This is a genomic window from Arthrobacter methylotrophus, assembly GCF_039539965.1.
Taxonomy (GTDB): Bacteria; Actinomycetota; Actinomycetes; order Actinomycetales; family Micrococcaceae; genus Arthrobacter; species Arthrobacter methylotrophus.
Genome location: NZ_BAABED010000001.1, coordinates 898,844 through 919,812 on the forward strand (window position 1 = coordinate 898,844; position 20,969 = coordinate 919,812).

Annotated in this window: 20 protein-coding genes; 12 read left to right on the plus strand and 8 right to left on the minus strand. The window is 64.5% G+C overall.

Features of this window, described 5'->3' with window-relative positions; genetic code table 11:
• Positions 1–5: 5 nt before the first annotated feature.
• The 5 genes from ABD884_RS04515 to ABD884_RS04535 form a co-directional block, all read right to left on the minus strand.
• Positions 6–896, minus strand: a complete 891-nt coding sequence (locus ABD884_RS04515) for an ABC transporter substrate-binding protein (protein ID WP_345037963.1) — start codon at positions 894–896, stop codon at positions 6–8.
• 159 nt (positions 897–1,055) lie between these two features.
• Positions 1,056–2,639, minus strand: coding sequence for a phytoene desaturase family protein (locus tag ABD884_RS04520; protein ID WP_345037977.1), 1,584 nt, complete (start codon positions 2,637–2,639; stop codon positions 1,056–1,058).
• A gap of 136 nt (positions 2,640–2,775) precedes the next feature.
• Complete coding sequence (locus tag ABD884_RS04525) at positions 2,776–3,078, minus strand: hypothetical protein (protein WP_028264915.1); 303 nt, start codon at positions 3,076–3,078, stop codon at positions 2,776–2,778.
• A gap of 37 nt (positions 3,079–3,115) precedes the next feature.
• Positions 3,116–3,340: a DUF3107 domain-containing protein gene (locus tag ABD884_RS04530; protein WP_028264914.1), complete on the minus strand. Its 225-nt coding sequence runs from the start codon at positions 3,338–3,340 to the stop codon at positions 3,116–3,118.
• Positions 3,341–3,390: 50 nt separating this feature from the next.
• The gene (locus ABD884_RS04535) at positions 3,391–4,047 is read right to left on the minus strand and encodes a TetR/AcrR family transcriptional regulator (protein ID WP_051422883.1); all 657 of its coding nucleotides are present in this window, start codon (positions 4,045–4,047) and stop codon (positions 3,391–3,393) included.
• 86 nt (positions 4,048–4,133) lie between these two features.
• Here ABD884_RS04535 and moeB point away from each other — a divergent pair, with 86 nt between their 5' ends.
• Together moeB and ABD884_RS04545 are read left to right on the plus strand one after the other, a co-directional pair.
• Positions 4,134–5,345: a molybdopterin-synthase adenylyltransferase MoeB gene (gene moeB / locus ABD884_RS04540; protein ID WP_345037994.1), complete on the plus strand. Its 1,212-nt coding sequence runs from the start codon at positions 4,134–4,136 to the stop codon at positions 5,343–5,345.
• A 63-nt stretch (positions 5,346–5,408) separates the two neighbouring features.
• Positions 5,409–6,401: an SDR family NAD(P)-dependent oxidoreductase gene (locus tag ABD884_RS04545; protein WP_345038001.1), complete on the plus strand. Its 993-nt coding sequence runs from the start codon at positions 5,409–5,411 to the stop codon at positions 6,399–6,401.
• A gap of 205 nt (positions 6,402–6,606) precedes the next feature.
• Here the strand turns inward: ABD884_RS04545 and ABD884_RS04550 are convergent, their stop codons facing one another.
• Positions 6,607–7,932 carry a glutamyl-tRNA reductase gene (locus ABD884_RS04550; RefSeq protein ID WP_345038012.1) on the minus strand — a complete coding sequence of 442 codons (1,326 nt, stop codon included), beginning with the start codon at positions 7,930–7,932 and terminating at the stop codon, positions 6,607–6,609.
• Positions 7,933–8,080: 148 nt separating this feature from the next.
• Between ABD884_RS04550 and hemE the strand changes: the two genes are divergently transcribed.
• The 10 genes from hemE (at position 8,081) to ABD884_RS04600 (ending at position 19,425) form a co-directional block, all read left to right on the plus strand.
• Positions 8,081–9,223: a uroporphyrinogen decarboxylase gene (hemE, locus tag ABD884_RS04555; protein ID WP_345038023.1), complete on the plus strand. Its 1,143-nt coding sequence runs from the start codon at positions 8,081–8,083 to the stop codon at positions 9,221–9,223.
• Between the two features lie 5 nt (positions 9,224–9,228).
• Positions 9,229–10,716, plus strand: coding sequence for a protoporphyrinogen oxidase (gene hemG / locus ABD884_RS04560; protein WP_345038042.1), 1,488 nt, complete (start codon positions 9,229–9,231; stop codon positions 10,714–10,716).
• Between the two features lie 72 nt (positions 10,717–10,788).
• On the plus strand, positions 10,789–11,490 hold the full coding sequence (gene hemQ / locus ABD884_RS04565) for a hydrogen peroxide-dependent heme synthase (protein WP_028264907.1): 702 nt from the start codon (positions 10,789–10,791) through the stop codon (positions 11,488–11,490).
• Positions 11,487–12,731, plus strand: coding sequence for a ferrochelatase (locus ABD884_RS04570; RefSeq protein ID WP_345038058.1), 1,245 nt, complete (start codon positions 11,487–11,489; stop codon positions 12,729–12,731). The genes hemQ and ABD884_RS04570 overlap by 4 nt, the downstream gene beginning before the upstream one ends.
• On the plus strand, positions 12,728–13,729 hold the full coding sequence (gene hemC, locus ABD884_RS04575) for a hydroxymethylbilane synthase (RefSeq protein WP_345038072.1): 1,002 nt from the start codon (positions 12,728–12,730) through the stop codon (positions 13,727–13,729). The genes ABD884_RS04570 and hemC overlap by 4 nt, the downstream gene beginning before the upstream one ends.
• A 19-nt stretch (positions 13,730–13,748) precedes the next feature.
• Positions 13,749–14,642, plus strand: a complete 894-nt coding sequence (locus ABD884_RS04580) for a uroporphyrinogen-III synthase (RefSeq protein WP_345038084.1) — start codon at positions 13,749–13,751, stop codon at positions 14,640–14,642.
• Positions 14,639–15,619: a porphobilinogen synthase gene (hemB, locus tag ABD884_RS04585; RefSeq protein WP_345038094.1), complete on the plus strand. Its 981-nt coding sequence runs from the start codon at positions 14,639–14,641 to the stop codon at positions 15,617–15,619. Before ABD884_RS04580 ends, hemB begins: the two co-directional genes overlap by 4 nt.
• Positions 15,619–16,695: an LLM class flavin-dependent oxidoreductase gene (locus tag ABD884_RS04590; protein ID WP_345038105.1), complete on the plus strand. Its 1,077-nt coding sequence runs from the start codon at positions 15,619–15,621 to the stop codon at positions 16,693–16,695. The genes hemB and ABD884_RS04590 overlap by 1 nt, the downstream gene beginning before the upstream one ends.
• A gap of 40 nt (positions 16,696–16,735) precedes the next feature.
• The gene (gene hemL, locus ABD884_RS04595; protein ID WP_345038112.1) at positions 16,736–18,058 is read left to right on the plus strand and encodes a glutamate-1-semialdehyde 2,1-aminomutase; all 1,323 of its coding nucleotides are present in this window, start codon (positions 16,736–16,738) and stop codon (positions 18,056–18,058) included.
• A gap of 62 nt (positions 18,059–18,120) precedes the next feature.
• On the plus strand, positions 18,121–19,425 hold the full coding sequence (locus ABD884_RS04600) for a glycoside hydrolase family 3 N-terminal domain-containing protein (protein ID WP_345038121.1): 1,305 nt from the start codon (positions 18,121–18,123) through the stop codon (positions 19,423–19,425).
• A 33-nt stretch (positions 19,426–19,458) separates the two neighbouring features.
• On the opposite strand, the gene ABD884_RS04605 is transcribed toward ABD884_RS04600, so the two are convergent.
• Complete coding sequence (locus tag ABD884_RS04605) at positions 19,459–20,196, minus strand: amino acid ABC transporter ATP-binding protein (protein ID WP_345038134.1); 738 nt, start codon at positions 20,194–20,196, stop codon at positions 19,459–19,461.
• Positions 20,193–20,957: an amino acid ABC transporter permease gene (locus tag ABD884_RS04610; protein ID WP_028264898.1), complete on the minus strand. Its 765-nt coding sequence runs from the start codon at positions 20,955–20,957 to the stop codon at positions 20,193–20,195. Before ABD884_RS04610 ends, ABD884_RS04605 begins: the two co-directional genes overlap by 4 nt.
• Positions 20,958–20,969 lie beyond the last annotated feature (12 nt).

Consider the following 20,969-nt stretch of genomic DNA (forward strand, 5'->3'; position numbering starts at 1 on the left):
ACGACTCAACTTGATACCGCCGGGTTGAGCTCGGACTTGGTGATGGCTCCGTCTGTGTTGTTCCACGACTTGAGGATCTTGGCATAGGTTCCGTCGGCGATGAGATTGTTCACCACTTTGGTCATGAGCTCGGCTAGTGCAGTGTCGTTCTTCGCCACCGTGATGCCTTGGGGAGCGGCGTCGTAAACGTCACCGAGCCTCTCGAGCTGGCCGTTGGTCTGAGAGAGGGCATAACCGATGATGGGGGAGTCGGCGCTCATCGCGTCAATGCCGCCGTTGACCAGACGCGTGGTGACGTCGGCCTGGTTCTTCAAAGTGACAATGTTGATGGCCGGCTTCCCGGCATCGGTGCACGCCTTTGAGCGGCCGGAGGCATCCGGATCTTCCTCAACCGTCCCGGTCTGCACGCCCACAGTCTTGCCGCAGAGGTCATTCAAATCGATGTTCTTCGGGTTTCCCTTCTGCACGGCCCATAGGACACCGGCGTTGAAGTAGCTGACCATGTTCACGGCTTTCAGGCGTTCGTGATTGACAGTGAACGAGGACATGCCCAGGTCAAATTTTGGGCCTAAAGACGGCAAGATGCTCGCGAACTCTGCCGTCCGCACTTGGACCTGCAGGCCCAGTTTCGCGGCGATCGCCTTGGCAATGTCGACGTCGTAACCAAGGGCAGTCTGGCCGTCGGTTCCCAGGAACTCCGCCGGCGCGTAGCTCGTGTCCGAGCCGACCATAAGCGTGCCCTTGGACTTGATGGCCGCGGGAACCAATGCTGCCAGCGTGTCGTCTTTGGTGATGGTGGTGGGGTCGAAACTCGCATTCGCGCTGCCGGAGAGTGTGGAACCTGACGTGCTCGCCTCCGACGCGTTGGTGCAGGAAGTGAGGGCTAATGCGGCCACGAGGCCCAGGGTGGGAAAAATGAGCGGTGGTCGGGGAGCGAGCGGCATCGTTGAAGTTCCTTAGATTCGAATGACTGAATGGAGGATCTGGCTGTTGTGCGCCCTGAGCGGTTCGGACGAATTCGGGGGACCTGTTGCGTCGTGTTTTTCAGATGGTGCCTATTTATCGGCGAGGTCTTCCAGGACTGCCATTGCAGCGTTGTGGCCGCCGAGTCCACTGACTCCGCCGCCCCGTCTGGCACCGGCACCACAGAGAAGAATCCGGGGGTTGCCGGTATTGACCCCCCACCGTTCGGCTGCGGTATTGCGCGGGGCGTCATCCTCAAGGAACGGCCACTGCAGAGGTCCGTGGAAGATGTTGCCGCCTGGCATGTTGAGAGCGTGTTCAAGGTCCAATGTGGTCTTGGATTCAATGCATGGCTTTCCCGTGGCGTCTTTGAGGATAAGGTCCTCGATCGGCTCGGCAAGGACCGAATTTAGGGATGCAAGCACGGCAGCCTGGAGCTGGCCTCGGCGGGCATCGTTGTTTTCTTCGTTGAGCCAACGGTCAGGGGCGTGCAGCCCGAACACGGTGAGTGTCTGGGCTCCGACAGCGACGAGTTCAGGCGAGAGGATGCTTTGGTCCGTCAGGGAATGACAGTAGATCTCGCAAGGCAGCGGGCCTGGGATGGCCCCTTGGACGGCTTCGTGGAAGGCGCTCTCAAGCCTGCCGTAACCCTCGTTGATGTGGAATGTTCCTCCGAATGCTGCCTCGGGAGGTACTGATTCGTCTTGGAGTTTTGGGAGCCGGCTGAGCAGCAGGTTGACTTTGATTTGGGCGCCTTCGGGCCGGGCGATTTCCTCAGTGTTGTCCCCGTTTAACAGCTCGCGGAGCACCCAAGGGGCCACGTTGGCCAAGATGCGCCGACCTTTGACCGCATGTTCCTCATGTTGCAGGCGATAGTGAACATTGCCGTCGGCAGAAATTGAGGTGACCTCGGCTCCCGTGACGAGGTGCGCCCCGGCTTCCCTGGCGGCCCGCTCCAGTTCGCGGGAAACGACTCCCATTCCGCCGATCGGAATGTCCCAGTCACCTGTTTCATTTCCGATGACGTGGTAGAGGAAACAGCGGTTGGCCTCCAAAGACGGATCGTCCAATGACGTGAACGTCCCGATCAGTGCATCGGTCGCTACGACGCCGCGCACGAGGTCGTTCTCAAATCGTCGGACAATGGCTTGGCCGAGCGGCTTTTCGATGAGTTCTTCCCACAGGGCGTCGTCGTCGAGCAATTTCCGGGCTTCTGAGCGGGTCGGCAGCGGCCCGCAGACCGTCGGGAAAAGTGCTCGAGCCAGACGTTCGGTGTCTGCGTTGAAGTCCCGCATGGCCTCGAAATCTGTGTCGGATCCGCCACCAACACGGACAAAAGATCTGCGGGTGGCAGCTTCATCGCCATTGTCGATGAGTAGCCCCCCGGTGGTATCACCGGGGATGGGGGTGTAGGAGGAGTAGCGTCGGCGGGCAAGCTCGATATCCAGCCCCAGCTCGTCGATGATCTGTTTCGGGAGAAGGCTGACGAGATACGAGTACCGCGACAGGCGGGCATCGACTCCCTGGAAGGCCGCGGCCGAAACTGCGGCGCCCCCAAGATGGTCTTCGCGCTCGAGCAGCAGCACGCTTTTGCCCGCGCGCGCCAGATAAGCCCCTGCAGTGAGACCGTTGTGGCCTCCGCCAACAATTACCACGTCGTAAAAAGATTTGATCATGGCGAAACGGTAGGTCGCCAGCTCGAATTTCCCATGCGTAAGGGGTGACTCGTAAGAGATTTACGTCCTTAGGCTCAGAAAAGATGTGGCTAGCATCATATAAGAACGAGTATTACTGCTTTGTTACCTAGGTCCGCTAGAGCCGCAGGGCCGCTGTCAACTGGGCGGTGTTGTGCCGGGCCCGATGGCGGCCCAGGAAAAACGAGACAACAGCGGCAGCCACCGTACCCAAAATGATGGGCAGGACCCACGGGATCCACGTCACTCCGGGCTGGTAGCCGAAGCCAAGTTGGATGAAGACCATCCAACTCAGCATGGCCACCGCGACGGATACACCGGCGGGCAAAGTGATTCCGTAGGTGCCACGGTGTTTGTCAGTTCCCCAGACAATGAAGCCTGACGCGATGGTGGCTAGCGCCACGATGACAAGTGAGAGCATGCGGACTCCTGGCTCGCTGGTGTTCTGACGTAAAAGATTAGAGCGCGCCGAAGCCGACCCGGCGTACTTCTTCAGCCCCGATCTCGACATACCCCACGACGTTGCCGGGAACGATGACCTGGCGGCCCTTTTCATCGGTCAGGCGCAGGTCTGTGCCATTGCTGATGGCGTCGCCCACGATCTTGGCGACAGCCTCGGCATCCAGAGCGGATTCCAGCACGATCTCACGGCCAACGTTCTGAATGCCGATCTTTACTTCCACAGCAGGGCCTCCCAGCCAATCAAGAATTTACTCAGTCCTCTATTTGTAGTCTAGGACTCTTTCGGGAAGCGACTGATTCCGCGCCAAGCTAAACGGTAGATCAGATCGCTGGCGACATCGAGGTCCAGATCGCCATCGGTTTCCAGCCAGTACCGGGCACTGACCTGCGCCATTCCGGCGAGCCCACGGCCCAATAGTTGGGCCTCCAGCGGGGGGAGCTTGGTGTCCTCGGCGATGACCTTGGCGACGGCGTCGGCGAACGTGCGGTTGAACGTCTCCAATCGGGAACTGACGTCCGGATCGTTGATGAGGTCGGACTCAAAGACGAGGCGGTGCGCCTGGTCGTCGCTCGCAATGAAGCGGTAGTACGCGCGCATGACCGCTTGGACGCGTTCCTTGTTGTCGGTGGTCGAATTCAGCGCCGTGAGCATCTGTTCGGTCAGCATGGCCAAATGGCTGTCCAGGAGGGCCATGTAGAGCTCCCGCTTGGACGGGAAGTGTTGATACAACACCGGCTTGCTGACATGGGCGGTCTCGGCGATTTCGTCCATTGCCGCACCGTGGAAGCCGTTGGCGACAAACACTTCCAAGGCGGCGTTGAGGAGCTGGGCCCGGCGCTCGTCGCGTGGCAGCCTAGCCGAGCGTGGCGAACCGGTCCGATCTTGCCTGACCTGTGCCTCCTGTTTGGTACGTGCACTCTCAGCCACTTGTCTGCCGCCTTTCCTTATGCAGTTATGACCACAATACTGCGCAGTAATATGACCGGGCGGCACCGGCAGGGATACTTTGAAGTATGGCCAATACTCTTGCTGCCCAAACGTTGCCGCCCTCGACTTCTTCCGCACTGCCGCCACTCGTGGAACCGGCCGCGGAACTGACCACCGATGAGGTGGAACGCTACTCGCGCCACCTCATTATTCCCGAAATCGGCGTGGTGGGTCAGCGGCGCCTCAAGAATGCGAAAGTCCTGGTGATCGGTGCCGGCGGGCTGGGCTCTCCCGCCCTGCTGTACTTGGCCGCCGCGGGGGTGGGAACGCTCGGAATCGTGGACGACGACGACGTGGATCTCAGCAACCTGCAACGTCAGATCATCCACGGGGTGGGAGATGTGGGCCGCCCGAAGATTGAATCGGCCCGGGATGCCATCAAGGAACTCAATCCCCTCGTCAACGTCCAGTTGCACAACGCTCGCCTGGACTCTTCCAACGCTTTGGAGCTTTTCGCCGGGTACGATCTCATCCTCGACGGCGCGGATAACTTCGCCACCCGCTACCTGGTGAACGACGCTGCCGCGATTCTCGGCAAACCCTATGTCTGGGGGTCCATCTTCCGCTTCGACGGCCAGGTCAGCGTGTTCTGGGAGAAGCACGGCCCCAGCTACCGCGATCTGTACCCCGAAGCTCCTCCGGCCGGTTCGGTCCCGTCCTGCGGCGAGGGTGGCGTGTTCGGCATGCTGTGCGCCGCCGTCGGCTCGCTTATGGTGACGGAGGCAGTGAAGCTGATCACCGGCGTCGGGCGCTCCATGCTGGGGCGCGTGGCGCTCTTTGATGCGCTTGGCGGCAGTTGGCGCGAAATCAAGGTTTCGAAGGATCCGGCGGCCGAACCGATCACCGAATTGACCGACTATGAGGCTTTTTGTGGCATCACCCCGGAGCCCGCGGACGACTCGATTCGCACCGTTACGGCCACTGAACTTTCCGGGATGCTCGAGGCCCGCGCGGCGGGGGAACGCGACTTTGAACTGGTGGATGTCCGCGAGATCGGTGAACACGAGATTGTGAGCATCGATGGTTCGGTGCTCATCCCGCAGGGGCGCATCCTGGCGGGGGAGGCCTGGACGGAACTGCCGCAAGACAAAGAGATTGTGTTTCATTGCAAAGGCGGGACCCGCTCGGCTGCCGTGCTGGCGGCGGCACAGCGGGCGGGCTATACCCATGTCAGCCACCTCGACGGCGGGATACTTGCCTGGGTGCGCGACGTCGAGCCGGGCAAACCGGTTTACTGAACCCCACCCCCAGCATCTCCAGCACCCTTGGAAACCTGGCGCCGGCACATGAAAGGTCCTGATATGAACGAGGAATCCTTAATCACACCCCAGCACCCCATCGGATCGGGTTTCGGCCACGACTCCACGGCGTCGGACGTTGTCGCGGGAGTGGATCTCCGGGGCAAGACGGCCATTGTCACCGGCGGCTATTCCGGCTTGGGCTTGGAAACGGTGCGGGCATTGGCCTCTGCTGGAGCCCACGTCACGGTTCCCGCCCGGCGCCCGGAGCACGCGAAGGACGTCCTTGCCTCGGCCGGACTCGCTCCGGAGCATGTGACAGTGGAGGCCTTGGATCTCGCCGAGCAGCGCGCAGTGAAGGATTTCGCGGAACGCTTCCTCGCATCGAACGAAACGCTGGACATCCTGATCAACAACGCAGCCATCATGGCCAACCCGGAGCAACGCGTGGGTCCGGGCTGGGAATCCCAGTTCGCGACCAACCACTTGGGCCACTTCACGCTTCTTAACATTTTGTGGCCCGCTCTGGCAGCTGCCGGTTCGGCTCGCGTCGTCTCCTTGTCCTCCACAGGGCACAAACTCTCGCCGATCCGCTTCGAGGACATCAATTTCGAGAACGGTTACGACAAATGGAAGGCCTACGGCCAGGCAAAGACGGCCAACGCGCTGTTCGCCGTGGAGCTGGACCGACTGGGCAAGTCAGCTGGAGTGCGGGCCTTCGCGGTCCATCCCGGCGGCATCATGACCGAGCTTCAGCGCCACTTGCCACGGGAAGAGATGGTCGCGGCGGGATGGATAGACGCCGCAGGCAAGGTCAGGGAGGGGTTCAAGACTCCGGAACAGGGCGCCGCCACGTCCACTTGGGCAGCTACGTCGCCGGCCCTGGCAGGCATGGGCGGGGTGTACTGCGAAGACTGTGATATCGCCAAGCCAACGGACCCGGCTTCGCCCTTGGCAAGGTACCAAGGAGTGGATGCACACGCCGTAGATCCGGAAGCCGCGGACAGGCTGTGGGCTGTGTCTGCCGAGATGACAGGCGTTAACGCGTTCACATAAAACCCCGGTGTTCGCCAACCGCCACCCCGACCACCGCCCGCACGCACGACCGCCCGCACGCACGACCGCCCGCACGCCGCAAGGGACATGCTCATTGGTGGTCATTGCCGGTGGACATAATCCTGTTATGTCCAGTCCTGGAGATCAGGGGAGCGCATGCTCTCAGTGAAGCGAACAGCCACCGGGGGCGGCGGGGACGCGTGGGCTAGGCGCTTTCAGCCTGCGTTGGCGCCTGCTGGTGGTCAACCGGGCACTCGGCAGCCGGTGACGGGACTGGCTGCTCCACTTGGATGCCGTATAAGGCCTCCAAGGCTGCCACGTAATCGTCCTGCTGGCCGTTGGCCGCTAGTTCGCGCGCGCGGACCGTAGGAATATGGAGCAGTTGCTTGACCATGCGCCGGAGGGCGAACTCCACTTCCTCGGCCGCAGCGGTGCAGCCGTGCCGGGCCCGGACTTTTTCCATCTCGGCGTCGAGCACGTTCATGGTGTGGCGGCGCAGCGCCACAATGGCCGAGTCGACAGAGCGGGCTTCGCGCTCTTGTTCGAAGGCCGTTGCCGCTCCGGAAACAATGGTGCTCGCCTGTGCCAGGGACTCCGCCTGTTCCTGAGGTGCTGCCAGCCGCACGGATTCGAGCGTCAGCAGTTCGACGCCGTCGAGCTCGCCGACTGCGGGATCGAAGTCGTGGGTCAGTGCGAGGTCGATCGCGATGAGCGTCTGGGTGGACGCCGCGCGGACCTTGGCAAGCTCTGCGGCCTCAACGCGGGTGTCCGATCCGCTGCAGCCGATCATGACATCGGCGGCGGCGACGGCGGCGGGGAGGGTTTCGGCGTCGAGCGCGGTACCGCCGCGGGTCGCCACGAAAGTTCCGGCCCGGCCGGACGACGAGTACACCGAGACGTCCGTGCAGCCGCGCTCACGGAGCAGCGACATCGTGGCGCCGGCGTAGGCGCCCGTTCCGAAGACGACGACCTTCTTGGTGCTCCAGTCGGCGTTCTCCGAAAGATCTGTAGCGAGGTCCAAGGCGACGGACACGATGGACAGGCCACGCGAGCCAAGAGCAGTCTGTGCCCCGACGTCCTTGGCGGTCTTGGAAGCCGCCTGGAACAGCCGGACCAGTCCGGGGCTTGCGGTTCCTTCATGCTGGGCGGTGATGAGGGCGCGGCGTACTTGGCCGGCGATTTCGCGTTCGCCGACGACGGCGGAATCCAGTCCGGCGCTGACGGTGAAGAGGTGCCTGCTGACCTCAGGACCGGTGCGGGTGCTGAAGGCACGCGAAACGACTTGTTCGTTGAGCCCACTCAGTCCGCTGATCTGGGCGACGAGCGCCGAGCGGGCGGCTTCAAGGTTCTCAGCGTGGGGCGTTTCGCCATAGATTTCGTAGCGGTTGCAGGTGGCCAGGACCACGGTTCCGGAGACAAGTTGGGAATCGGCCAAGGCGAACGAGGCAACCTCGGATGAACCGTTGCTCAACTGAGCGACGGTCTCAAGATCGATGTCGGCGTGTGTAGCCACCAATGAAAAAAGAACCACAGCAGAGCAATCATAGCTTTTTCGTCGCCATGTAGAACAACGCGCGCCAGTGGTTCTCCGCACTGCCAGGAGTGACGTCCGTCACGTCGTTGCACGCGGGACAGGCTGTCGTTATCTTTTGACCCCGAACTTCGGCACAATCGAAGGCATGACTTCCAGTTCTGCATTGCCTCACTCCGTGTCGGTCAACGGCGGACCGGCCAGCGGTGTTTCAGGCACCGCCGCCCCAAGCCTGGACGCAAACCATCCGCTCATGGATGGCCGAACCGCGGACTCCCCGCTGATCCAGGCATATCGTGGCGGCAAACCGTCCCGCCGTCCGGTGTGGTTCATGCGGCAGGCCGGCCGATCGTTGCCCGAGTACCTCAAGGTCCGTGAGGGTGTGGCGATGCTGGACTCCTGTTTACGTCCCGAGCTTGCATCCGAGATCACCCTGCAGCCGGTCCGCCGCCACGATGTTGACGCTGCCATCTTTTTCTCCGACATCGTCATCCCGCTCAAGCTGGCGGGCGTCGGCGTGGATATCGTCCCCGGCGTCGGGCCCGTCCTGGACAAGCCGATCCGCAGCGCCGCCGACGTCGCGGCGCTGCCGCAACTGACGTGGGAGGCTCTCGAACCGATCCGCGAGGCCGTACGCCTGACGGTCGCTGAGCTGGGGACCACGCCCCTGATCGGCTTCGCCGGTGCGCCGTTCACCCTCGCTGCGTACATGGTGGAAGGCAAGCCTTCCCGTGACCACCTGGGCCCGCGTACCATGATGCACGCCGACCCGGAAACCTGGACTGCCCTGGCCAATTGGGCTGCGGACGCTTCAGGCATGTTCCTGCGGGCCCAGTTGGAAGCCGGAGCTTCGGCCGGTCAGTTGTTCGACTCCTGGGCCGGTTCCCTCGGCCTGGCCGACTACGCAAAGTACGTTGCCCCGGCCTCGGCGCGCGCCCTCGACCATGTCCGCCACCTCGGAGCGCCCTTGGTCCACTTCGGTACCGGCACGTCAGAGTTGCTCGTCGCAATGCGCGACGTTGGAGTGGATGTCGTAGGCGTGGACTACCGCCTCCCGTTGGACGAGGCAAACCGGCGCCTGGGCGGCACCGTGCCTTTGCAGGGCAACATCGACCCCGCGCTGCTTTCGGCGCCGTGGGAGGTCCTGGAAGCCCACGTTCGCGAAGTGATCGCGGCCGGCTCCACGGCCCCGGGCCACGTCCTGAACCTTGGTCACGGGGTACCTCCGGAGACTGACCCTGCCGTCCTGACCCGCGTCGTGGAACTCATCCACTCGATCCCGGCGGTCTAGTACCCATGCGCGGCGGACGTCCACAGCCCGGACACGCACTCAATGGGGAGGCGCCGGCCGGACTGGCAGCCCTCGTCGTGGGCGGCGGCATCGCCGGTCTGCTCGCCGCGTACCGCCTGGCCAAAGCCGGGACAACGGTCACCGTGCTCGAAGCGAGCGACGCGTGGGGCGGTTGCGTAGGAAGCCACACCGTTGGTGGCCTTGAGCTGGACAGCGGGGCGGAATCCTTCGCCACGCGTTCTACCGCGGTGGCCGATCTTGCCCGCGAGCTCGGACTCGGGGAGAACATTGTTGCGCCACATCCAGGGGGCGCCTGGGTGCAGTTGCCCGGCGGTGCCCAAGAACTCCCCAAGACCGGCGTGCTTGGAATTCCCGCGAACCCGTGGGATCCCGAGGTCCGGCGTTCCCTGGGCTTCGCGGGATCGTTGCGAGCCTCCGTGGACCGCTACTTGCCTAGCTCGGTGGGCACCTCCGCCGAAGTCACGAGCGTTTCCGCGCTGGTCCGGGCCCGGATGGGCAAGCGGGTGCTCGAACGGCTTGTGGCGCCGGTGGTCGGGGGAGTGCACTCTGCCGATCCAGGTCTCCTCGACGTCGACATGGTGGCCCCCGGCCTCCGTGCAGCTTTGCGTCAGCACGGCTCGCTGGCCGGGGCGGTGGCCAGCCAGCGCAAGGCCGGGCAAGCGTCCTCAAGTCCAACAAGACCAAGCGGTGCCGTAGCAGCGAAGGCCGGATCCGCCGTCGGCGGCTTGAAAGGTGGAATGAACACCCTTGTCTCCGTCCTCGTTGCGGAGTTGAGCTCGCAAGGCGTGACTCTCGTTACGGGAGCGCGGGTGGATACCATCAACCATGTTGACGGCGGTTGGCAGGCCATAGCGGCAGGAAAAACGTACGACGCCGGGCGGCTGGTAGTGGCGCTCGACGGTCCGGCCGCCGTCGGGCTGCTGGAGAACGCGCTTCCGGAGCTGTCCGGGCTGCGTCCCGCCGCCGGCCCCTTGGTGAGCCTGGTGACGCTCGTGGTGGACGTGCCCGAACTGGACCGCCACCCCCGTGGCACCGGGGTCCTCGTCGCCCCGCAAACCGCCGGCATCGAGGCGAAGGCACTGACGCATGCCACGGCGAAATGGGACTGGCTGGCAGGGGAAACCGGCCCCGGTACGCATGTGCTGCGTCTTTCCTACGGGCGGGGGGAAGGGCGGGATGCGCCTGGGTCGGCGGCCGCGCTGGATGACGATGCCTTGTTCGAGGCTGCGCTCCGTGATGCCTCGACGTTGCTGACTGTGCCGATTGTCCGCGAAGACGTCCTCGACTGGGACGTGGTCCGTTGGGCTGGCGCCTTGCCGTTTGCCGCCGTCGGTCATAAACAGCGCGTTGCCGAGGTGCGCCGCATCTGCGCCGAAGCCGACGGTTTGTCTGTTGTGGGCGGCTGGCTTGCCGGAAACGGCCTGGCAGCCGTGGTTGCGGATACTTCCGCGTGCATCGACGCAGTACTGTGAAATGTATCACTTCTACGCTTTGTAGAAGTGATACATTTCGACTTAGCGGCATCGACGGGGCAGACTTGGATCATGAGCCACACTTCTGCCGAATCTGTCACTAAAACTGCCGAATCCGAAGAGCAGTACTTTACGCTGTGGACCGTGTTCAAGCGGTCGGGAGATGTCTTGCGCAGCGCCGATGCTGCCCGGGATTTCGATCAGCTGACTGCCAAGCTCGCCGAGGACGGCGTCGTCCTTCGCGGAAGCTACGACGTCTCCGCCATGCGTTCCGACGCCGACATCATGGTGTGGCTCCACGGGGCCAAGCCCGAGGCCCTGCAACAGGCCGTCCGTGACATCCGTCGCAGCACGCTGTTCGCCGGCACCGAGATCGTCTGGTCCGCCATGGGTGTCCACCGCGAAGCCGAATTCGCCAAGAACCACGCTCCGGCCTACGCCCGCGGCGTGGAACCCAGCACCTGGCTGTGCGTCTACCCGTTCGTCCGCTCCTACGAGTGGTATATCCTTCCGGCCGACGAGCGCGGCAAGATGCTGCGCGATCACGGCATGCTTGGCCGCGACTTCCCGCAGGTCCTCTCCAACACCGTGTCCTCGTTCGCCCTGGGCGACTGGGAATGGATCCTCGGCCTGGAAGCGCCCGAACTGGTTGACCTGGTTGACCTCATGCGCCACTTGCGGGCCACCGATGCCCGCAACCACGTGCGGGAGGAAATCCCGTTCTATACCGGTCGCCGAATCACAACTGCGGAGATCGCCGAGGTTCTTGCATGAGCGGCCGCCACTCCACCGGGCCCACCAGCCTCACCGAAGTCAATGAGGTCACCGAGGCCGGGCGCATGGCTCCCAAAGAGTACGACGCCGTCCTCCTCGCCTCCTTCGGCGGACCCGAAGGCCAGGACGATGTCATTCCCTTCCTGCGCAATGTGACCCGCGGGCGCGGCATCCCGGATGAGCGCCTCGAAGAGGTATCCCACCACTACCGCGCATTCGGCGGCATCAGCCCCATCAACCAACAAAACAGGAACCTCAAGGCGGCGCTCGAGGCAGAGCTCGCTGGCCGCGGCATCAGCCTGCCGGTGTTGTGGGGCAACCGCAACTGGGACCCCTACATTCCGCAGACGCTCCAGGAAGCCTACGACGCCGGCCATCGAAAGCTGCTGATGGTCACCACCAGCGTCTACTCCTGCTACTCCAGCTGCCGCCAATACCGGGAGGACATCGGCATCGCGCTGACGGAGAGCGGCCTTGACGGCAAACTCGAAGTAGACAAAATCCGCCAGTATTTCGACCACCCCGGCTTCGTCGAGCCCTTTGTGGAGGGAACTGCGGCAGGACTGGCGGAAGTCCAGCAAAAACTGGCCGAAGACGGCCTCCAGGACGCTCCGATCCACATCCTGTTTGCCACCCACTCCATTCCCACGCGTGATGCCGAAGCCGCGGGGCGTTCAGACGCCGAGCCGCGCGCTTTCGAGGAGGACTCGGCCTACGTGGCCCAGCACTTGGCCAACGGCGCCGAGGTCGTCCGGCGGGTCGAAGCGGAATCCGGACTCACCGCTCCGTGGTCCTTGGTGTACCAGTCCCGCTCCGGTGCGCCGCATGTTCCCTGGCTTGAGCCGGACATCAACGATGCCATCGAAGAGTTGGCCGGGCAGGGGATCAAGGGAGTCGTGATCGTTCCCCTCGGCTTCGTTTCCGACCACATGGAGGTGGTCTGGGACCTGGACACCGAGGCCCTGGAAACGTGCAAGAACCTCGGCCTCGCCGCCACCCGGGTACCCACCCCGGGAACGCACCGCACGTTCGTTTCCGGCCTCGCGGACCTCATTTGCGAGCGAACAGTGGCGAACTATATCGCCGAGCGTCCTGCCATGACGGGCCTGGGGCCGTGGTATGACGTCTGCCGGCCCGGCTGCTGCGCAAACTTCCGCGGAGAGAAGCCCACGATTGCGGGTGCGGACACCACCGTCGGCACCGGCCATGATGCGTACCCCGCAGGAGAAGGCGCGAAATGACGGTCCGGATCGGCACCCGCGCGAGCAAGCTTGCGCTCACCCAGAGCCAGCAGGCAGCGGATCAGCTCGCCGCCGTCGGGGGCTTTCCCGTGGAATTGGTGCGCGTCAGGACCGAAGGCGATGTACGCACGGGCTCGCTCTCCAAGATGGGCGGCGCAGGCGTGTTCGTGGCCGCCCTTCGCGACGCGCTCCTGGACAACGCGTGCGACGTCGCGGTGCACTCCCTGAAGGACCTCCCCACGGGTGCGGCGCCGGGACTCACCATCGCCGCAACGCCCAAACGGGTCGATGTCCGGGACGCCCTCTGCGCCCGGGATGGCCTCAAGCTGGCGGATCTTCCGGCAGGCGCCAAAGTCGGTACCGGATCGCCGCGCCGCGCCGCACAATTGCGGGCCGCCCGTCCAGACCTCGACGTCATCGATATTCGCGGCAACGTGGATACCCGCTTGGGCCGCGTTCCAGGGCTGCCGGGGAACATCGACGACGCGTTGGTTCCCGGGAAGAGCGGCGACCTCGACGCCGTCGTGCTTGCTGCGGCGGGGCTGGAACGGATCGGCAGGCTCGACGTCGTGACTGAGTTCTTCGAAACGGACGTCATGCTCCCGGCCCCTGGACAAGGCTCGCTCGCGATCGAGTGCCGCACGGCCGATGCTCCGGGCACGGCCGGCTCCGCCGACGGTGCCCCCAACGCCCTAGCCCAGGCCCTGGCCGCGCTGAACGATGAGGACACCCGACTGGCCGTCACCGCGGAACGCTCCGTCCTGGCGCGCCTCGAGGCCGGTTGTGCTGCCCCTGTGGGCGCCTACGCCTACCGCAAGGGCAGCATGCTCTACCTGGAAGCTGTGGTCTGCGCCGTAGACGGCAGCAAGACCGTTCGCGAGAAGAAGGCGACGGACGGGCTCACGGAAGTGGGCGCCACGTTGCTGGGCATCGAAGTCGCCGAGCTCCTGCTTGCCGGGGGCGCCGCGGACATCGCAGATCTTGCCGCGTCACGATAGCAGGAGCTGACAGGAGACCATGGGGCGGCATAGCGCGGTGAAGTCCGGGGAGACCCGGGCCCTTGTCGGCGCCCGGGTCCTCGTGACGCGCAGCCCGGACCGTGCCGCCCCGCTCATCACTGCGCTGCGCGAGGCAGGGGCCGAACCGCTCCTGTTGCCGTTGATCGACTTCGAACGTGCCAGGGATCAGCACTCCCTCGAGGTTGCCTTGGACGCGCTCCGTGCAGGAGCGTACGGCTGGCTCGTGGTCAGCAGTATCACCACCGTGCGGGCCCTGAAGGAAAAAGCCGCCGAACGTCGTCTTGACCTGAGGGACATGATTCCGGAATCGCTCAGGATCGCGACGATTGGCCCGTCGAGCCGGCGGGTCCTCGAAGCGGAGGGCGTTGCCGTGGACCTCGCGCCCGACGATGTCCAGTCGGCTGCGGGGCTGATTGCCGTCTGGCCGTCTGGCCCCGGCAATGTGCTCTTGCCGCAAGCGGACATCGCCGGCGCAGCGTTGGCGGCGGGGATTGAGGCCAAGGGCGCCGTGGTCCAAGCCGTCACGGCTTACCACACCGTGGAGTACCCGGCCGCCCCCGAACGCCGACTCACAGCTTCCCTCGCCGCGGCAAACGGCTGGCAGGCCGGGAGCGGATCCGGAGCGCCGGAACTCACTCCGGCAGCGGCCAAAGCCGAACTCGCCAGGGGCCGGCTCCACGCCGTCATCGCCGCCTCGCCCAGCGCCGCCCGGCGCATCCACGCCGCACTGGCACCGCTGCAGGACTGCCGCTTCATTGCGATCGGGCGCTCGACGGCGGCCGAGGCTGCTGCCCTCGGCATGCCGGTAGCGGCAACCGCCAAGGAACCCACCCCGGCAGGCATCGTGACTGCCCTACGCACCGTATTCGCCACCGAAGGGAACGAAAGTTGAGCTTTCCACACCACCGGCCCCGCCGGCTCCGCACCACCCCTGCCATGCGCAGGATGACGGCCGAACACCGCTTGGCGCCCGCCGACCTCATCCTGCCGGCCTTCATTCGCGAAGGACTCAGCGAGCCGGCTCCAATCACGTCCATGCCCGGCGTTGTGCAGCACACCACCGATTCGCTCAAGCGCGCTGCTGTCGAAGCCGTGGATCTTGGCGTCAGCGGCATCATGCTGTTCGGGGTGCCCGCCGTCCGCGATGCCCGCGGCACAGCCTCCCTGGATCCCGATGGCGTGCTGAACAAGGCCATCCGCGACGTCCGTGCCGAGGTGGGCGATGACCTGGTGGTCATGGGCGACGTGTGCCTGGACGAATTCACGGACCACGGCCACTGCGGGGTCCTGGATGCCAACGGCTATGTGGACAACGACGCCACGCTGGAAATCTACGCCCAGATGGCCGTAGCGCAGGCCGACGCCGGTGCCCACGTCCTGGGGCCGTCCGGGATGATGGATGGCCAGATCGCAGTGATTCGGCAAGCCCTCGAAGAGGCCGGACACCAGAACACCGCACTCCTGGCCTACGCGGCGAAATATGCCTCGGCCTTCTACGGTCCGTTCCGGGAGGCCGTGGATTCGCAGCTCAAAGGCGATCGCCGCACATACCAGATGGATGCGGCCAACCGTCGTGAGGCCATCATCGAAGTGGAACTCGACCTCGAAGAGGGCGCCGACATGGTGATGGTCAAGCCCGCGATGAGCTACCTCGACATCCTTGCGGACGTTGCGGCCATGAGCCCGGTTCCCGTGGCGGCCTACCAAATCTCCGGTGAATACGCCATGATCGAAGCGGCCGCCGCGAACGGATGGATCGACCGACGGGGTGCCATCACAGAATCCGTGCTCGGCATCAAACGAGCCGGCGCCGACATGGTGCTGACGTACTGGGCCTCAGAGCTTGCCGGCTGGCTCAAGGAGTCCTGATGACCGATTCCCCTTCCACTCCGACAGCCCCGGTCGGTCCCGCGGAAATCCTGCTCGGGCTGAATACCTTTGGTGACGCCGGCGTGGACGCCGAAGGAAATCCGAAACCGCATGCCCGGGTCCTACGGGAGCTGCTGGCCGAAGCCGAGCTGGCGGACGCCGTCGGACTTCATGCCTTTGGCGTGGGAGAGCATCACCGCCGCGACTTCGCCGTCTCGGCTCCCGAAGTGTTCCTTGCAGCCGCAGCCGCCCGGACATCGCGGATCAAACTCGGCTCGGCCGTCACCGTGCTCAGCTCTGACGACCCCATCCGGGTCTTCCAGCGCTTCGCCACCGTTGACGCGCTCTCCAACGGCCGGGCAGAAGTGATGCTGGGCCGTGGCTCGTTTGTGGAATCCTTCCCGTTGTTTGGCCTGGACCTCGCCGACTATGAAGTCCTGTTCGAGGAAAAGCTGGAACTCTTCGACAAGGTCCGGATGCAAAAGCCCGTGCATTGGGAGGGCCGCACCCGGCCGAACGTGCACGGGATGAGCGTCTTTCCGCCGCTGGAACACCACTTGCTGCCCACGTGGATCGGTGTGGGTGGCACTCCTGAATCGGTGCTGCGCTGCGCCCAATACGGCTACCCGATCATTTTTGCCATCATCGGCGGAGAACCGCGCCGTTTTGAACCGCTCGTGAAGCTCTACCGCGAGGCAATGGGCAAGTATGGGCACCCCATGCAGCAAATCGCCACGCACTCGCCGGGGTATGTCGCTCCGAGCGATGAACAGGCCCGCGAGGAACTGTTCCCGCACTGGCTGGCCCAACGCAACCGGATTGGTGCCGAACGTGGCTGGGGGCCGGCCAGCAGGGGTGAGTTCGACGCCATGTGCGGCCCGGAAGGCGCCCTCTACGTTGGTTCCCCGGAAACCGTCGCTCGAAAGATCGTGCTGCTGAAGCAGAACCTCAGCGTGGACCGTTTCGACCTCAAATACAGCAATGGAACCCTGCCCCACGAATCCATGATGCGCTGCATAGAACTCTTCGGCACGGTGGTGGCCCCGTTGGTGGCCGAACTGCTTGCCGACGCCTGAAGGCGCCTGACCTGACCGAATCCCTGAAAGAATGGACACCATGACTTCACACACCCCTGTCTCCGACGAGCTGTTCGACCGTGCCCGTTCCCTGATGCCCGGCGGCGTCAACTCGCCGGTACGCGCCTTCGGCTCCGTGGGCGGCACCCCGAAGTTCATGGTCTCCGCGCAGGGTCCCTACCTGACGGACGCGGACGGCCGCGAGTACGTGGACCTCGTTTGCTCCTGGGGGCCCGCGCTGCTGGGGCACGCCCATCCGGCCGTGCTGAAAGCCGTCCACGCAGCGGTGGACCGGGGGTTGTCGTTTGGCGCGTCGACGCCTGATGAAGCAAACCTCGCCGCGATCGTCAAGGAACGCGTCCCGGTCGTCGAACGCATCCGCATGGTGTCCACGGGAACTGAGGCCACCATGACTGCCGTCCGCTTGGCCCGGGGGTTCACCGATCGCAACCTGATCGTGAAGTTCGCGGGCTGCTACCACGGCCATCTCGATGGACTCCTGGCCGCCGCGGGCTCGGGCCTGGCGACCATGGCGCTGCCCGGTTCGGCTGGGGTCACCGCGGCGGCCGCTGCTGAGACCCTTGTGCTGCCGTACAACGACCTCGCTGCCGTGGAAGCGGCCTTCGCGGTTCACGGCAACAACATTGCGGCCGTCATCACCGAGGCTGCTCCCGCGAACATGGGGGTCGTCACCCCGAACGAAGGCTTCAACGAAGGACTGTCCCGCATTACCCGCGAACACGGCGCACTGTTGATCCTCGACGAGGTGCTCACGGGCTTCCGCACCGGCTATGCAGGCTACTGGGGCCTGACCGGCCGCCAGGAAGGCTGGGCGCCGGACCTGCTGACCTTCGGCAAAGTCATCGGCGGCGGGATGCCGACGGCGGCACTCGGTGGGCGTGCTGACGTCATGGACTATCTCGCGCCGCTTGGCCCGGTCTACCAGGCCGGTACCCTGTCCGGGAACCCCGTGGCGATGGCCGCCGGCGTCGCTACCCTGACGCTCGCGACGCCGGAGGTCTACAGCTACGTGGATGCCCGATCGTTGGAACTCTCTGCGGCGCTCTCATCTGCGCTTGACACCGCCGGCGTGGACCACTCGATCCAGCGCGCGGGGAACCTTTTCTCCGTGGCGTTCGGCACCTCGGCCAACGGAGTCCACAACTACGCCGACGCCCAGGCCCAGGATGTCTTCCGCTACGCGCCCTTCTTCCACTCCATGCTGGACTCCGGCGTCTACCTGCCGCCGTCGGTCTTCGAAGCGTGGTTCCTGTCCGCAGCCCACGACGACGCCGCAATGAACAGGATCTTCGACGCGCTGCCGGCGGCAGCCAAGGCGGCCGCGGAGGCCAGCGCCGTGTAGAGGCGCTTTCCCGATGTAATGCAGCCTGCTCCCCGCGCGTGCCTACGGGCCGGGAGCAGGCTGTGGGCAACGATCGAATCGACAAGGCGATGATTCATCTGCTCAAGCCGTCCAAAATTCCACTGCTTATCCTCACAGCGCTGGTGGCAGCGCTGTTTGCGGGCGTTGCGCGTTCCGATACCGCCGGACAAACGCCGGATCCGGTGGCCGCACCGACTCCCGATCCCACATATTCGGCGTCGGCGATGGCCGCGCCATCGGGTTCCTCGGCTCCGAGCGATCGGACGCCGATTGCTCCTGCTAAGCCTCATGAGCTGCCGCCTCCTCCGCGCCCGACGCCGGAACAGCGGCTCGCGGCCCTGACCTTGGAGCAAAGGGTAGGGCAGTTGTTCATGGTCGCAGCCAAGGCTGACGGAAGCGATGCGGGGCCGGTGTCCGGTCTCCTGAACGATCACGTGGGCAACATCTACCTGGCCGGACGCAGCCAAGCAGGCGTCGCAGCAACGGCATCGCTCGTGGCGGAACTGAAGGCCGACATATCGCCGGCCGCAACGCGGGGGCTGCCGCTGTTTGTCGCGACGGACCAGGAAGGCGGCTCGGTCCAAGTCCTCAGGGGACCCGGGTTCCTGCCTATTCCTGCGGCCTTGGACCAAGCAAAGTCAAGCCCGGAACAACTTCGCGCCGACGCTCGGAGCTGGGGTAGCCAGTTGCTGCAGGCCGGGGTGAATGTTGACCTGGCGCCGGTGCTGGATACGGTTCCCAGCGCCGAATTCGCCCCATCGAACAAGCCGATCGGTGCCTTCCAACGCGAGTACGGTTACACCCCCGCCGCGGTCTCCGAGCAGGGGAACGCGATGGCGGCCGGGCTGCGGGACGCCGGGGTAGCGCCGGTGGTCAAGCACTTCCCCGGCATGGGACGCGTGAATCTGAACACGGACGTCAGCGCCAATGTCCACGACACCGAAACAACCCGGAGCGATCCGTACCTGGCGCCATTCCACGCGGCAATTGCGGGCGGGGTCCGCTGGGTCATGGTCTCGAACGCGTACTACGACAAGATTGATCCAGACCACGTCGCTCCGTTCTCGCCCATCATCATGCGCACCATGTTGCGGACCGACGCGGGATTCACCGGAATCATCGTGTCCGATGATCTCTGCGATGCCGTGCAGCTGTCGGCATGGAGCATGGGGGACCGGGCGACGAATTTCATCGGCGCAGGCGGGACCATGGTGCTGTGTGCAAACACAGCAGCCGTTCCGGTGATGTATGCCCAGGTCCTGCAGCGGGCGAAGACGGATCCTGACTTCCGCAAGGCAGTGGATGCAGCAGCCCTGACCGTTCTCGAGGTCAAAACAGGGAAGTAGCCGGGATGCCGGGATTCCCGTGGTGTTGAAGGACTAGAGTACGTCCGAAAGGAAGCCCTTCAGACGATCGGTCCGGGGCGCGGAGAAGAGCTGTTCCGGTGAGCCTGTCTCCACAACGACCCCTGCGTCCATGAACGTCACGGTGTCCGACACGTTCCTTGAGAAGCCCATCTCATGGGTCACCACCACCATGGTCATGCCGCCCTTGGCCAGCTCGGCCATGAGCGCCAGAACGCCCTTGACGAGCTCAGGATCGAGGGCGGATGTTGCCTCGTCGAAGAACATGACCTCAGGCTTCATGGCCAGCGCCCGGGCAATGGCAACACGCTGCTGCTGCCCGCCGGAGAGATTCGCAGGCCGGGCATCGGCCTTGTGCTTGAGTCCCACGAGGTCCAGTTGCGCCAGGGCCTCTTCCCGTGCCTGGTCCTTGGGCATACCGCGCAGTTTGCGCAGGGCCAAGGAAACATTCTCCGCCACGGTCTTGTGCGGGAACAGGTTGAACTGCTGGAAAACCATGCCGATCCGCCGACGCAATTCATCCGGATTGTCCTTGAGCACTGAACGCCCGTCCAGCAGAATGTCCCCCTGCTCGGGTTCGATCAGCCGGTTCATGACCCGCAGGAGCGTGGACTTGCCTGAACCGGAGGGGCCTATCACGGAAGCCGTGGTGCCCTTCTCGACGTGCAGATCGATGCCGCGCAGGACACGGTTGGACCCGAAGGACAAGTGGATGTTCTTTGCGGTCAGCGTTCCGGAAACGAACTCGCTCATGCTTGGGCTCCCTTTCCGACGACGGCGGCAGCCTCGTCCGGTTCCTTCTTCTCGGGCCGGCCCGAGCGAAGACGGCGGTCAATCCAGTTCACGAAGTGCGTGAGCGGGATCGTCAATGCGAGGTAGAAGATGGCTGCGGCGACATACGGCGACAGGTTTCCACTGTTGGACGCCGCGTCCTTGCCGATCTGGAAAATCTCGCGCTCTGCCGCCACGAGCCCCAAGGTGAAGAGGAGGGACGATTCCTTGATCAGGGCGATGAACTGGTTGACCAATGCGGGAAGGACCCGCCGGACTCCCTGGGGGACGACCACCAGGCGCATGGAAGCGCCATAGCCGAACCCCAGGGCCCGCGTTGCCTCGAGCTGTCCCTTGTCGACGCTCTGGATCCCGGAGCGGAAGATCTCGCCGATGTACGCCGCCGACATCAGGGACAGCGCCGCGATGGCCAGCGGGTAGGGGCTCGTGGAACCTGTCAGCTGCTTGATGATCGGGCCGAAGCCGAGGCCAATCACCAGGATGGTAAGGACCGGCGGGAGCCCCCGGAGGATATCGGTATAGACGCGGGCGATCCACCGCGCCACTGCGTTCCGGGAGATCCCCATGAGGGCGAGCAGCATGCCGAGCACCGTTCCGATGACGCCGGATGTGACGGCCAAAACGAGGGTGTTCGGCAGCCCGACGGCGAACATCTTGGGAAGGACTTCGCCGATCGCCTTCCAGTCGAGGAAGGTCTCAGAGAGCAGTTTGAGGATATCCATGGAACGTCGGGC